Below are 13323 nucleotides of genomic sequence, written 5' to 3' on the forward strand. Positions count from 1 at the left end.
CTTCAACTCCCCCTGCAAACCACAACCGGCCTCGGCGAATCAATGCTGGCTGGCATGAAAACGTTCAATCACGATATCGACAAACTCGGGCAAGGTGTCGTCACCCAGCCCCAACTCCGGCATGACCTCATCCTTGATGCGCGCCCATTCAGGGTTCGGCACATGTTGGTCACGATAGTAAATCTCGATTGCCAGTTGCAGGATCGCAATCATGGAGCGGGCCTCGTGATCGCCCATTTCCGTGATGTGATGATGCAAGCGGATGGCATCGCAAATGAATTCCGGCAAGCGCCAGTAACGGGACACGATGTAGCCCACGACGCTGTGGTCTGCGCTGAATTTGCGATCCTCTTCGTCGAGGTCGACCCAGCGGCCCGGCTCGCCCAGATGCATCTCGGCGCAATACGCCGGGAAACGCTGCAAGAGGAGCAAGACACCACAGTCATGGAAAATCCCGGCCAGGTAAGCCTGATCCGGGAAAATGTTGCACACGGCCACACGGTCATCGGCAATCAGCATGGCGATCTGCGCCACGGCCTGCGAACGCGCCCAGAACGCCTCGTAGGCCGCCTGATTCTTGTCGACCTTGACCAGCCCGGCCAAAACGATGGCCTGCATCAGGTTGACCGTCTGACGGATGCCCACGGCGTGCAGAATCTGCTCGACGGAGTCGAAAGGCTGATGCTGCGCATAGGCAGCATTCGTCACGACCTTGAACAGCATGGCGGTCGCACCGGGATCCTGATTGATCACCCGGGCCAGCACGCGCACATCCTGCTCCTTGCGCCGGATGCATTGACGCAACTCTTCCAGCACCCGGGGCTGCGGCGGGATTTTCACCCCGCGCTCCATCAGGCGACGGAACTTGCGGCCTTCTTCTTCTCCCAGTGCTTTGGCTGCTTCAGCCAGCGATACCCCGGTCACCCATCACCTCGTCGATCAGTTCAATCCAGTGCCGGACGGGCACGCTGCACCCGGCCTGCAAATGCGTCAGGCAGCCGATATTGGCTGTGGCAATCACGCCAGGATTGCCGGCGGTCAACGCGGCCAGCTTCCGCGTTCTCAGCGTTGAAGCCAGCGCTTCCTGCAAGACCGCGTAAGTTCCTGCCGAACCACAGCACAAATGCGACTCCGATACCGCGACCAATTCAAAGCCTGAGCGCTGGAGTACGGTCTCCACAGCCCCCCGGATCTTCAGGCCATGCTGCAAGGTGCACGGTGTATGAAATGCTAGTTTACCCCGCGAATTCGTGCTTTGTGGCAAAAATGAAAGCAACTTTTCCATCTCTGCCAGAACGATTTCGCTGGGGTCCCGACACAAGGCACTGATTCTCGCGGCCTTTTCGGCATAGTCCGGATCGTCATTTAAAACATGGGCATAATCACGCACCTGCACGCCGCAGCCCGACGCCGTGACGACAATGGCCGCCACGCCCGCTTCGACATGCGGCCACCAGGCATCGATGTTGCGCCGCATGTCCGCCTTGGCCGCTGCCGGGTCGTTCAGGTGAAAGCGCACGGCCCCGCAGCAGCCGGCCTTCTTTTCCTCAAAGAGGCTGATGCCAAGCCGATCCAGCACGCGCGCCGTCGCCGCATTGATGTTGGGCGCCAGACTGGGCTGCACGCAACCGGCCAGGGCCAGCATGCGCCGCGGGTGCCGATCCGGTGCCGGCCAAGCTCCGGCCGGACGCGCGTCTGGCAATTTGTCGGCCAGCACATTGGGCAACAGGGGACGCACCGCCCGACCCAGCCCGACAGCGGCACCAAACAACGCCGGCCGGGGCAGGACGGCCTTGAGCAAGGCACGCGGCACGGCCTCCTTGAGCGGACGTTTGAGACGGGACTCGACCACCTCGCGTCCGATATCGAGCAAATGGCTGTATTTGACGCCGGACGGGCAGGTGGTCTCGCAGGAGCGGCAAGTCAGACAACGATCCAGATGCAGGCGGGTTTTCTCCGTCACCGGCTGACCTTCAAGTACCTGCTTGATCAGGTAAATGCGGCCGCGCGGCCCATCGAGTTCATCGCCCAGGACCTGATAGGTCGGGCAGGTCGCCGTGCAGAAACCGCAATGCACACATTTGCGCAGGATCTCTCCGGCGATTTTTCCGGCCCGGGTATCCCGGATGAAGTCGGCAAGCTGGGTATCCATCAGAACTCCGCGTAGAGACGACCGGGATTGAGTATGCCCTGCGGGTCGAACGCCTTTTTCAGGCGCCGGTGCAGGGCCAGCAAGGCCGGATTGAGATCGGTAAAGCAGCCTTCGCGCAGGCGCAGGGATTCAGGCGCACGATACAGCACGGCATGGCCCCCAAGGCGAGCCGCCGCCCCCCGGATGGCCGCCAGATCGCCGGCATACCAGCGCAGGGCGCCGCCCCATTCGATGGCGCGCAGATCGTCGAGACCGGGGTCGGCCGCACTGGAAGGCAGCGCGAGGCGCCACAGGATCGGCCCGGCAAAAGCGGGATGCGTCTGTTCGCGCACGGATTCCCAGTGTTTTTCGGCGTCGACCGTCGGACTGCCGCCCAGGCGCTGAACGGCGGCCTCCACGGCCGATGCGGCACCGGAGAGGCGCACCCAGAGTTGGCCGCCATGCCAGAACGAAGCCGAAATCGGCACGGGCTGCCCGCCCCAGCGGTTCAGCCAGTGCACGCTCTCTTCCGCACTGCACTCGAACAGCCGCGTCGTTTCGGCCACCGGCCGCGGCAGGACTTTCAGCGTCACCTCGGTGAGCACGCCCAGGGTCCCCAGGCTCCCGGCTAGAAAGCGCGAGACATCGTAACCCGCCACATTTTTCATGACCTGGCCGCCAAATCGGAGCATTTCGCCCCAGCCGTCGATCAGACCGACACCCAGCACGAAATCGCGCACGCCCCCGGCCTGCATGCGGCGCGGCCCGGACAAACCGGCCGCCACGCAGCCGCCCACGGTCGCCGTTCCCAGACGGGGCGGTTCGAAGGCCAGCATCTGACCACGCTCGGCCAGCGCCGCCTCAACCTCAGCCAGCGGCGTCCCGCCCTTGGCCGTGATGTAGAGCTCGGTCGGTTCGTACGCCACAATGCCGCGATATCCGCCGACATCCAGCACCTCGCCGGCCAGCGAGGCACCGTAGAAATCCTTGCTGCCGCCCCCCCGGATGCGCAAGGGCGTTCGGGTCGCCTGCGCCGCGCGGATGGCCTCGACCATATCCTGAAGATCCATCAGAAGCGCTCCAGTTCGGGAAACTTGAGTTCGCCGCGATGCACATGCATGCGGCCATATTCGGCACAGCGGTGCAGGCTGGGAATGGCCTTGCCCGGATTGAGCAGGCCGGACTCGTCGAACGCTGCCTTGATGCGCCGGAAGGCAGCCAGCTCCGGGCCGCCGTATTGCACGCACATCTGGTTGATTTTCTCGACGCCGACGCCATGTTCGCCGGTGATCGAGCCACCGAGCGCGACCGACAATTCAAGAATCTCCACCCCGAAGGCCTCGGCCTTGTCCCACTCGCCGGGCTTGGCAGCGTCGTACATGATCAGCGGATGCAGATTGCCGTCACCGGCATGAAAGACGTTGGCGCAACGCAAGCCATACTTGCGCTCCATCTCGGCAATCGCGCTCAGCATCTCGGCCAGCCGCTTGCGCGGAATGGTGCCGTCCATGCAGTAGTAATCGGGCGTGATCCGTCCCACGGCGGGGAAGGCCGCCTTGCGCCCGGCCCAGAATTTGAGCCGCTCGGCCTCGGATTGCGACACGCGCAGATCGCGCGCCCCCGCCGCAGTGAGCACCGCCGTCACCCGGGCGATTTCCTCGGCCACCTCCTCCGGCGTGCCATCCGACTCGCAAAGCAGGATGGCCGCGGCAGAAAGATCGTAGCCGGCCTGCACGAAGGGTTCGACCGCAGCCGTCGCCGGCTTGTCCATCATCTCAAGGCCGGCCGGAATGATGCCGGCGGCGATGATCGCCGCCACCGCATCGCCCGCCTTGCCGACATCGTCAAACGAGGCCATCACCACCTGCGCCAAGGCCGGCTTGGGCACGAGTTTGACGGTAACTTCGGTGACCACGCCGAGCAAGCCTTCGGACCCGATGAGCAGCGCCAGCAGGTCGTAACCGGGGGCATCCGGCGCCTCGCCGCCGATCTCGAAAACCTCGCCCTCGATGCTGACCACGCGCACCCGCAGCACGTTATGCACGGTCAGGCCATATTTGAGGCAATGCACGCCGCCCGAGTTTTCCGCCACATTGCCGCCCAGGGTGCAGGCAATCTGCGACGAAGGATCCGGTGCGTAATACAAGTCGTACGGTGCCGCCGCCTCGGAGACCGCGAGGTTGCGCACGCCGGGCTGGACGATGGCGAGGCGTTGCTGACGGTCGACCTGCAAAATCCGGTTAAAACGGGCCATCGACAACACCACGCCTTCCGCATGCGGCATGGCGCCGCCGGAGAGGCCGGTACCGGCCCCGCGCGCCACCACCGGGACGCCCATCTGGTGACAGGTACGCAGCAGGTCGATCACCTGCTCCTCGGTCTCCGGCAGACACACGGCCGCCGGCACGGTCCGGAAGGCGGTGAGGCCGTCGCACTCGTAAGGCCGCAGGTCTTCCTCGTCAAGAAGCAGGCAATGCGGCGGCAAGATCAGTTGCAGCCGCCGCGCCAGCGCGCTGCGATCTGTTTTGAATCCCGGTTCCTGCTCGCTCATGGCGATGTCTCCTCGTTGTTTTGACCGGTTTTTCGGGGGCTGGAACGCTAATCGCCGCCTGTCGGGGTAATCAGGATGGCGCGGAAGTCATTCACATTGACCCGCGTCGGCCCGGTCACCAGCAGATCACCGAGCCCGTTGAAAAAGCCCCAGGCATCGTTGTCGGCCAGGTGCGCCCGGGCATCCAGCCCCAGCGCCCTGGCCCGCCCCAGCGTGTCCGGCGAGATAAAGGCCCCGGCATTGTCGCAAGTGCCATCGATCCCGTCCGTATCGGCGGCCAGCGCATGAATGCCCGGTGTTTCGCCCAGGCCCAGCGCAAGGCCAAGCAGGAATTCGGTATTGCGCCCACCCACGCCCTGGCCGCGCACGGTCACCGTGGTTTCACCGCCCGAAAGCAGCACACAGGGGCCGGACAGCGGCTGACCGTGCTGCAGGCAGGAGCGGGCAATGCCAGCCATGGCCTTGCCCACTTCCCGCGCCTCGCCCTCGATGGCATCGCCCAGAATCAGCGGCGTCACGCCCTCGGCGCGCGCCGCCTCGGCGACGGCGGCCAGCATCTGACGCGGACTGGCCAGCAAGTGGTAACGCGCCAGCGACAAACGCGGATCGCCCGGCTTGGGCGTTTCCAGCGCGCCGGAGAGCAAGCCCGCCCGGACGGAGGCTGGCAGCGCCACGCCATAGAAATCGAGGATGCGCAGGGCGTCGACCGTCGTCGTCGGATCGGCGACCGTAGGGCCGGAGGCGATCACGCTTGGATCATCACCCGGCACATCGGACATCGAGAGGGTGTAGACCGGTGCCGGCCAGGCCGCCACGGCAAGTTGCCCGCCCTTGAGGGTCGACAGGTGCTTGCGCACGCAATTGATGTCGCCGATACCCGCACCGGAGCGTAGCAAAGCCTGGGTAATGGCCTGCTTTTCGGTCAGATCCAGACCGTCGACCGGCGCCGGCAGCAAGGCCGAACCGCCGCCGGAGAGCAGCACGAGCACGCGGTCATGCTCGGTCAGACCGGCCACGGCGCCCTTCAGACGCACGGCGGCCAGCAAGCCCGCCGCATCCGGCACCGGGTGGGCAGCCTCCAGAATTTCGATCCGTTCGCAGGGCACGGCATGGCCGTAGCGGGTCACGACGACGCCGGTCAACGGCCCGGACCAGGCCATTTCCACGGCCCGCGCCATGGCGGCCGAGGCTTTGCCTGCGCCCACCACAACCAGGCGACCGCCCGGCCCGGGCGGCGGCACGGCGGCCAGGGCCGGCGGCACAATCCGGGCCGGATCGGCCGACGCCACCGCCACATCGAACCAGCGACGCAACACCTCACGCGGCAACATGAACCACCTCCATCGCACGCAGCCAGCCCAACCCGGCCAGGGTATCGGCCTGCGGCTTGTATTCGCAACCGACCCAGCCGGCGTAGCCCAGACGGTCCATTTCCCGGAACAGGAAGGGATAGTGGATTTCGCCCGTCCCCGGTTCATGCCGCCCCGGGTTATCGGCAATCTGAATATGGCCGACCCGCGGCAGCTGCGTCGCCAGCGTGCGGGCCAGATCGCCCTGGATGATCTGGACGTGATAGAGATCGAGTTGCAGGCGCACGTTGTCACGGTCAATCTTGTCCAGCAGGCGCACGGCCTGATCCACGCTGTCCAGCCAGTAGCCGGGCATGTCGATGCGGCTGTTGATCGGCTCGATCATCACCGTCACCCCCGCGGTCGCCAGATGATCGGCGGCATGACGCAGGTTGGCGATGTAGTTCTCCTCCAGCACCGACTCCGCCACGCCCGCCGGACGCAGGCCGGCCATGCAATGCACCTGCCGGCAATCGAGCAGCATGGCGTACTCAAGTGCCTGCTCGACGCTGTCGGCAAAGTCGCCATGACGGTCGGGCAGACAGGCCAGACCGCGCTCGCCCGCCGCCCAGTCGCCCGGATGCAGATTGAACAGCACCTGCTCGACGCCCGCCGCCGTCAGCCAGCCGGCCACCTCGGTGGCCGGCCAGTCATAAGGAAAGAGGTATTCCACGCCCTTGAAGCCGGCCTGGGCTGCCGCCTGAAAACGCGCCGGGAACGGCTGGTCGGTAAAGAGAAAACTGAGATTGGCGGCGAACTTTGGCATGGGGACGACAGTCAGTGATCAGGCAGAAACGTATAATCGTGCAGAACATCAGGAGAACGCAACGTGAGCACCGATACGACACAACAAGAAACCGAACGCAAGGGTAACCGCCTCTCGAAAATCGTCACTCGGACCGGCGATGCCGGCACCACCGGCCTTGGTGATGGCAGCCGCACCACCAAGGACAGCCTGCGCATCGACGCCATCGGCGAAGTCGACGAACTCAACTGCACGATCGGCCTGCTGCTCTGCGAAGACCTGCCGGAAGCCGTCCGCGCCGCCCTTTTCGACATCCAGCACGACCTCTTCGACCTCGGCGGCGAACTCTGCCTGCCGGGCATGGCGGTCATGAAGGACACGCAGGTGGGGCGCCTGGAAGAACTGGTCGAGACCTTCAATGCCGACCTGCCGATGCTCAAGGAATTCATCCTGCCCGGCGGCACCCGCCCGGCCGCCGTGGCCCACCTGTGCCGCACGGTGGCCCGCCGTGCCGAGCGCGCCATGGTCCGCCTGAACACCGAAGAGCCCTTGTCCGATGCGGCCCGCCGCTACATCAACCGCCTCTCCGACCTGCTGTTCATCCTGGGCCGTCTGCTCAACCGGGCCGGCGGGCGCGGCGATGTGCTGTGGCAAAAAGGCAAGAATGCGGCCTGATTAAAGCCGTGCCATAATCTGCGCCATGTTCCGCGTCATCACCACCTATCGCACAGGCGGCCCCTATCCCGTGGTTGAAAAGGGGCCGTGGCACCCGGATCGGCAAAATGCCGAGACCTGGGCTGACCGCTTGCGCACATTGGGTTACGTGGTCCGTATCGAAAGCCAGTTCAACGCCGTGTCCGAGGATAACTCGGCGCTCGCGGATGCCCTGGCCAGCATGGCCTGATCGGCAAGGGACAATCGCCCGCAGAATCACGTACTATCTCCGGTTCATAACACCTTATAACCGGAGACAGCCCGATGACCACACCGTCATTCACCACGCTCGCCGTTCACCAGGACGGCGCCGTGGCCCATATCCAACTCAACCGTCCCGACAAGTCGAACGCCCTCAATGCGGCGATGTGGCAGGAGATCCGTGCCGCCTTCGAGTGGGTCGATCAGAGCCCGACCATCCGGGTCGCCCTCCTTTCCGGCGCCGGAAAAAACTTCTGCGCCGGCATCGACCTCGCCATGCTGGCGGGGGTCCAGCAGCAAACCGCACACCCCGACGGCGCCCGCAGCCGTGAAAAGCTGCGCCGCCTGATCCTCGATCTGCAGGACTGCCTGAGTAGCCTGGAGCGCTGCAGCAAGCCCGTCATCGCCGCCATCCAGGGCGCCTGTGTCGGCGGTGCGCTCGATCTCGTGACCTGTTGCGACATGCGCTATGTGACCGACGATGCCGTGTTCTCGATCAAGGAGATCGATATCGGCATGGTGGCCGATGTCGGCACGCTGCAACGCCTGCCGCGCCTGATCGGCGACGGCATGACGCGGGAACTGGCTTATACCGGCCGCAACGTGGAGGCGGACGAAGCCGTCCGGCTCGGTCTGGCCAACCGGAATTTCGGCACCGCCGAGGCGTTGACCGTCGGCGTGCAGGCCCTGGCTGCCGAAATTGCCGGCAAATCGCCCCTCGCCATTCGCGGCAGCAAGGAAATCCTCAATTACAGCCGCGACCACTCGGTGGCCGACGGCCTCAACTATGTCGCGACCTGGAATGCCGCCATGCTGATTTCCGCCGACCTGCAGGAAAGCATGCAGGCCAAGCTGGAAAAACGTGCGCCGCGTTTCGCCGACTGAGTGTGAACGGGCGGGCCCGGCCCGCCGCCCTGGCCTGCGCGGCCTGCTTGGCGTGCTGGGCCTGTTCGGCGCGCTCAGCCTCGCCTCGCTCGCCCAGGCCGGTGGCTGCCCGCCACTGCCGCCCCCGAGCGTCAGCCTGATCCGCATTGACCCCGAAGTCAGCATCAATACCCAACTGACGCACATGCAGATCCAGGCCCTGATCCCGCCCGCCCAACGCAGCGGCAACCCGGTGCCGGGTTTGACACAGGCCAATGCCCATGTGCGCTACCGCCTCGAACTACGCACCCTGCCCAGCCTGGACGGCCAGGGTGAATGCACCAGCCCGAAGCTCGTCATCCACTACGGCTTCACCCCCATAACCCTGTACATCAGCCGGGAACTGCTGCCCCCGCAATGTGGGTACCGGGAAATCCTCGCCCATGAGGAACGCCATCTGGCAGCCTATCGCACCCATGCCGACGCCATCGAACCGGCGCTGCGACGCACGCTGGAAGCCCGCTTTCTGAACAGCCCGATCACCCCGCAGCCCCCCGGCGCCGCCCAGCGCAGCCTGCGGGAGGAACTACAGCAGCACTGGAAACCCTACCTCCGGCAACAACTCGCCGACGCACAAGCCGCCCAGCAGCACATCGACACCGACAGCGAATATCGCCGGCTGAATGCCGCCTGCCAGGGGGAAATTCGGGAAAAACTCAGGCCTTGAGGCGAAACATGCGCCGGCCAGAGCCGTCCTCACCCGATCAAGCGAGACGAAAAGCGCTGATCAGCCCCATGCCTGACCACACCCCAAGCGCACTTACCAGGTGAAGTCATCCGGAATCTTGTAATCCGCATACGGATCGTCTTCCGCAGGCAGCGTCTCGGCGCTGGACTTGCTCACCCGCACGACAATTGCCGGGTTGCGCTCGGCAATCTTGTCGGCAACGATCTTCGGGACAAGTTCAAACACCTCGCCCTGGCAAATGATGACCAGGCGCCCAGCCGTCAGGTGAGCCTGAACCGGGGCTGAAACATAGATGCGTTTGACCTTGTTTTCATAGGTGAAGTTGTAGGCAATATCGCCGTTACCCTTGCTTTGACGGCTTTGCTGCACCATCTGTGCAATTTGGGCGGCGACTTCCTTTTCCCGATTGGCCGCCACCCGTTGCGCGTTCAGTTCCCGCGCCCGTTCCGCTTGCTTGCGCTGCGCCTCAGCGGCAGCCTGCCGGACATCATCCACAACTTTGACACCCGTGCGACGCTCTTCCTTTTTTTGCTTATTCTGATCCTGCTTGGCCTGATTCACTTTCTTCTGGCTGATCAAACCGGCTTTCAAAAACTGATCCTGCAACGAGGCCATGCCCGCACTCCATCCGTGAAAATCGACAAACGGCACCCAATATGCCGCGCCGGGGACGCTAGCTTAGCAAAACAGCCCCGCGCCTTCGCTGAAATCCGCAATAAAAACCCCGCGCAACCATCGGGTTGGCGGGGTTGATCCGGTATCGCACGGAGAACGAACGCGCGCAGGTCCAGCAGGGAATTAGCCCAGCATGTCGTCCCGCAAGCCCATCGGCGCATCCTGGAAAATCCGGGCGTCCATCAGGACAGGAGGACGATCCATGACCGGCTTGAACGCCATTTTGTCGAGGATATCCCGCTGCAAATCGACGCCCGGTGCAATTTCAATCAACTCCAGCCCGGCTTCGCACAGACGGAAAACACAGCGCTCCGTGATGTAGAGCACGGTTTTGCCCCACTTCACGGCTTGCGGACCGCTGAAGGTCCGGTGTTCGACGGCATTGACGAATTTTTGCGCCTGCCCGTCCTGAAGGATGCGCAGCATGCCGTCTTCCAGCGCAATATTCAGATCCCCTGCGGTGAAAGTACCGACAAACACCACCTTCTTGGCATTCTGGGAAATATTGATGAATCCCCCGGCTCCGGCCAGGCGCGGACCAAATTTGGACACATTCAGATTTCCCTCCCGATCAGCCTGAGCCAGCCCAAGGAAAGCGATGTCCAGCCCGCCGCCATCGTAAAAATCAAACTGGCTGGGCTGATCGATGATGGCCTGCGTATTGATGGCGGCGCCAAAGCTGAGCCCTCCGGCAGGAATGCCGCCGATGACCCCGGGTTCCGCCGTCAGCGTCATCAAATCGATGACCTGCTCTTCCGCTGCCACATTTGCCACGCCCTCGGGCATACCAATGCCGAGATTCACAATGGCCCCGGACCGCAACTCCATCGCGGCCCGACGCGCGATGATCTTGCGTTCGCTCATGCCCATTTCAGGAATCGCGGAGAGGGGCACCCGAATTTCGCCTGCGTAGGCCGGGTTGTACTGCTCGCTGAAGGTCTGCATGTGATATTCGGGCTTTTCGGCCACCACCACACAATCCACCAGCACCCCGGGAATCTTGACTTGGCGGGGGTTCAAACTTCCCCGCTCAGCCAGGCGCTCAACCTGAACGATGACGATGCCGCCGGAATTCTTGGCAGCCATCGCAATGGCCTGTGCTTCGAGCGTTAACGCTTCCTTTTCCATGCTGACATTGCCATCTGGATCGGCCGTTGTGCCCCGGATAACGCCCACATGGATCGGAAAAGCCTTGTAGAACAGATAGGGTTCGTCATCAATCTGCATCAGACGAACAATATCCGTCGTGGTTTTTTCATTGAGCTTGCCGCCACCAAAACGCGGATCGACAAAAGTGCCCAGGCCGACATGGGTCAAGGTCCCCGGTTTGCCGGCCGCGATGTCACGAAACAAATGGGCAATCACCCCTTGCGGCAGGTTGTAGGCCTCAATCCGGTTCGCCACGGCAAGGGCCTGTAATTTCGGCACCAGTCCCCAATGACCGCCAATCACTTTGGCCACCAGCCCCTCATGGCCCAGATGATTCAGGCCACGCTCTTTGCCATCGCCTTGCCCTGCGGCATAAACCAGGGTCAGATTGCGTGGCCCGCCGGCACCATTGTCCCGTTGCGCATCGAGAAAGCGTGCCTCGAGTGCGACGGCAATATTTTCAGGGAAGCCGATTCCGACGAAACCGCCTGTGGCAAGCGTATCGCCATCGCGAATCAGGCCCACCGCCTCTCGCGCGGATACAACCTTGCCGCGCCCTACAGTGCGCTCATGCGCACTTTTTTGCTCTTGCTTGATGGACATTCATGTGTCTCCAACCGAATCGGGGCGTGCCCAGGCCGACCCCATGTCATGTTCCCGTATCTTAACGAACGGGGGCGCAAAGCGGGGGCAAGATCAGCCCCCCGCGATCGCACGTGATGCCTTAGACAATACCAAACAGGTAGAAGGCGGCAATGACGACGAATACGGCCGCCGTCTTGATCAGGGTAATGGCAAAAATGTCCTTGTATGCCACGCGATGCGTGAGGCCCGTCACCGCCAGCAAGGTGATCACGGCCCCGTTATGCGGCAAGGTGTCCATCCCGCCCGAGGCCATGGAGGCCACTCGGTGCAGCACTTCCAGAGGAATGCCGGCAGCTTGCGCATTCTGGATGAAGGTTTCCGCCATGGCAGCCAGGGCGATACTCATCCCCCCCGAGGCTGAGCCGGTAATCCCGGCCAGCGAGGTGACGGTAATCGCTTCGTTGATCAAGGGATTGGGGATCGCCGTCAGCGCGTTCGCAACGACCAAAAAGCCGGGCATCGCCGCAATCACGGCACCAAAACCGTATTCGGAGGCGGTGTTCATCGAGGCCAGCAAGGCCCCTGCAATGGCCGACTTCGAGCCTTCGGCAAATTTGCTCACCACGGTTTTTCCGGCAAACACGAAAACCGTCAGAATCCCGACCAGCAGCGCGCCTTCCACCGCCCAGATCGCGGCGATTTTGGTCACATCCTGAACCACCGGCGCCGCCTTGCCCACCACGGCAGGAATAAACGAGTGCGACTTGCCATAAACCTCGGGAATCAGACGGGTAAAGGCCCAGTTCGTCACGCCGACCAGCACCAGCGGCAAAATCGCAATCAGCGGATTGGCCAGCTTTTCGTGTTCAAACGGCTCCGGTTCATTCACGAGATCCGTGCCATAGCCCTCCCCGGCACGCGCAGCCTGGCGACGACGCCATTCCAGATAAGACAAGCCGCAGACGATGATGAACACAGCACCGATGATGCCCAAGGTGGGCGCGGCATAGATATTGGTCTTAAAAAAGGTGGTGGGGATGATGTTCTGAATTTGCGGCGTCCCTGGGAGAGAATCCATGGTGAAAGTGAAAGCACCCAGCGCAATCGTCCCGGGAATCAGGCGTTTCGGAATATCGCTCTGACGGAACAACTCGGCCGCGAACGGATACACCGCAAACACCACCACAAACAGGGAAACACCAAAATAGGTGAGCAAGCCGCAGACGGCCACAATGGACAGCATGGCACGCTCTCGACCGAGCATGTTGATCACCGAGGAAACAATGGCCTTCGAAAATCCGGAGAGTTCGATCACCTTGCCAAAGACGGCGCCCAACAGGAAGACCGGGAAATACAATTTGACGAAGCCAACCATCTTGTCCATGAACAAGCCGGTGAACATCGGCGCAACCAGACTGGGGTCTGTCAGCAAGACCGCACCAAGTGCGGCAATCGGGGCAAAAAGAATCACGCTGTAGCCGCGATAGGCCACGAACATCAGGAAGCACAGTGCTCCCAGGACGATGAGAAAGTCCATGTATATGTCTCCTTGTTTTTGCATGGGTAAAACAAGGAGCGAATTGCAGCTTCCGTGCCAAACGACTACATCGT

13 protein-coding genes are annotated in these 13323 nt (G+C 63.0%); 4 read left to right on the forward strand and 9 right to left on the reverse strand.

Features of this window, described 5'->3' with window-relative positions:
* Positions 1 to 39: 39 nt before the first annotated feature.
* The 6 genes from AACO21_RS09060 to otnI are packed head-to-tail and all read right to left on the reverse strand — an operon-like array spanning position 40 to position 6797.
* Positions 40 to 924: an HDOD domain-containing protein gene (locus AACO21_RS09060; RefSeq protein ID WP_346192195.1), complete on the reverse strand. Its 885-nt coding sequence runs from the start codon at positions 922 to 924 to the stop codon at positions 40 to 42.
* Entirely contained in the window at positions 902 to 2152 is a 1251-nt protein-coding gene (gene glcF / locus AACO21_RS09065) for a glycolate oxidase subunit GlcF (RefSeq protein WP_346192196.1), read from the reverse strand. Before glcF ends, AACO21_RS09060 begins: the two co-directional genes overlap by 23 nt.
* The gene (gene glcE, locus AACO21_RS09070; RefSeq protein WP_346192197.1) at positions 2152 to 3201 is read right to left on the reverse strand and encodes a glycolate oxidase subunit GlcE; all 1050 of its coding nucleotides are present in this window, start codon (positions 3199 to 3201) and stop codon (positions 2152 to 2154) included. The genes glcF and glcE overlap by 1 nt, the downstream gene beginning before the upstream one ends.
* Positions 3201 to 4682: an FAD-linked oxidase C-terminal domain-containing protein gene (locus AACO21_RS09075; protein WP_346192198.1), complete on the reverse strand. Its 1482-nt coding sequence runs from the start codon at positions 4680 to 4682 to the stop codon at positions 3201 to 3203. Before AACO21_RS09075 ends, glcE begins: the two co-directional genes overlap by 1 nt.
* Before the next feature lie 47 nt (positions 4683 to 4729).
* Positions 4730 to 6013, reverse strand: a complete 1284-nt coding sequence (locus AACO21_RS09080) for a glycerate kinase (protein ID WP_346192199.1) — start codon at positions 6011 to 6013, stop codon at positions 4730 to 4732.
* The gene (otnI, locus tag AACO21_RS09085) at positions 6000 to 6797 is read right to left on the reverse strand and encodes a 2-oxo-tetronate isomerase (RefSeq protein ID WP_346192200.1); all 798 of its coding nucleotides are present in this window, start codon (positions 6795 to 6797) and stop codon (positions 6000 to 6002) included. Before otnI ends, AACO21_RS09080 begins: the two co-directional genes overlap by 14 nt.
* Positions 6798 to 6860: 63 nt before the next feature.
* Here otnI and AACO21_RS09090 point away from each other — a divergent pair, with 63 nt between their 5' ends.
* The 4 genes from AACO21_RS09090 (at position 6861) to AACO21_RS09105 (ending at position 9282) form a co-directional block, all read left to right on the forward strand.
* Complete coding sequence (locus AACO21_RS09090; RefSeq protein ID WP_346192201.1) at positions 6861 to 7451, forward strand: cob(I)yrinic acid a,c-diamide adenosyltransferase; 591 nt, start codon at positions 6861 to 6863, stop codon at positions 7449 to 7451.
* 25 nt (positions 7452 to 7476) lie between these two features.
* Complete coding sequence (locus AACO21_RS09095; RefSeq protein ID WP_346192202.1) at positions 7477 to 7680, forward strand: hypothetical protein; 204 nt, start codon at positions 7477 to 7479, stop codon at positions 7678 to 7680.
* Between the two features lie 74 nt (positions 7681 to 7754).
* Positions 7755 to 8576, forward strand: a complete 822-nt coding sequence (locus AACO21_RS09100) for a crotonase/enoyl-CoA hydratase family protein (RefSeq protein ID WP_346192203.1) — start codon at positions 7755 to 7757, stop codon at positions 8574 to 8576.
* The gene (locus AACO21_RS09105) at positions 8554 to 9282 is read left to right on the forward strand and encodes a hypothetical protein (RefSeq protein WP_346192204.1); all 729 of its coding nucleotides are present in this window, start codon (positions 8554 to 8556) and stop codon (positions 9280 to 9282) included. Before AACO21_RS09100 ends, AACO21_RS09105 begins: the two co-directional genes overlap by 23 nt.
* 93 nt (positions 9283 to 9375) lie before the next feature.
* Here AACO21_RS09105 and AACO21_RS09110 read toward each other — a convergent pair whose 3' ends face one another.
* From AACO21_RS09110 to AACO21_RS09120, 3 genes are all read right to left on the reverse strand, one after another.
* On the reverse strand, positions 9376 to 9918 hold the full coding sequence (locus AACO21_RS09110; protein WP_346192205.1) for a DUF2058 domain-containing protein: 543 nt from the start codon (positions 9916 to 9918) through the stop codon (positions 9376 to 9378).
* 183 nt (positions 9919 to 10101) lie between these two features.
* Positions 10102 to 11730 carry an acyl CoA:acetate/3-ketoacid CoA transferase gene (locus AACO21_RS09115; protein ID WP_346192206.1) on the reverse strand — a complete coding sequence of 543 codons (1629 nt, stop codon included), beginning with the start codon at positions 11728 to 11730 and terminating at the stop codon, positions 10102 to 10104.
* Between the two features lie 121 nt (positions 11731 to 11851).
* On the reverse strand, positions 11852 to 13249 hold the full coding sequence (locus tag AACO21_RS09120) for a GntP family permease (protein WP_346192207.1): 1398 nt from the start codon (positions 13247 to 13249) through the stop codon (positions 11852 to 11854).
* Between the last annotated feature and the right edge of the window lie 74 nt (positions 13250 to 13323).

Origin of the sequence: Dechloromonas sp. ZS-1 (genome assembly GCF_039649255.1) — a bacterium.
Lineage (GTDB): Bacteria > Pseudomonadota > Gammaproteobacteria > Burkholderiales > Rhodocyclaceae > Azonexus.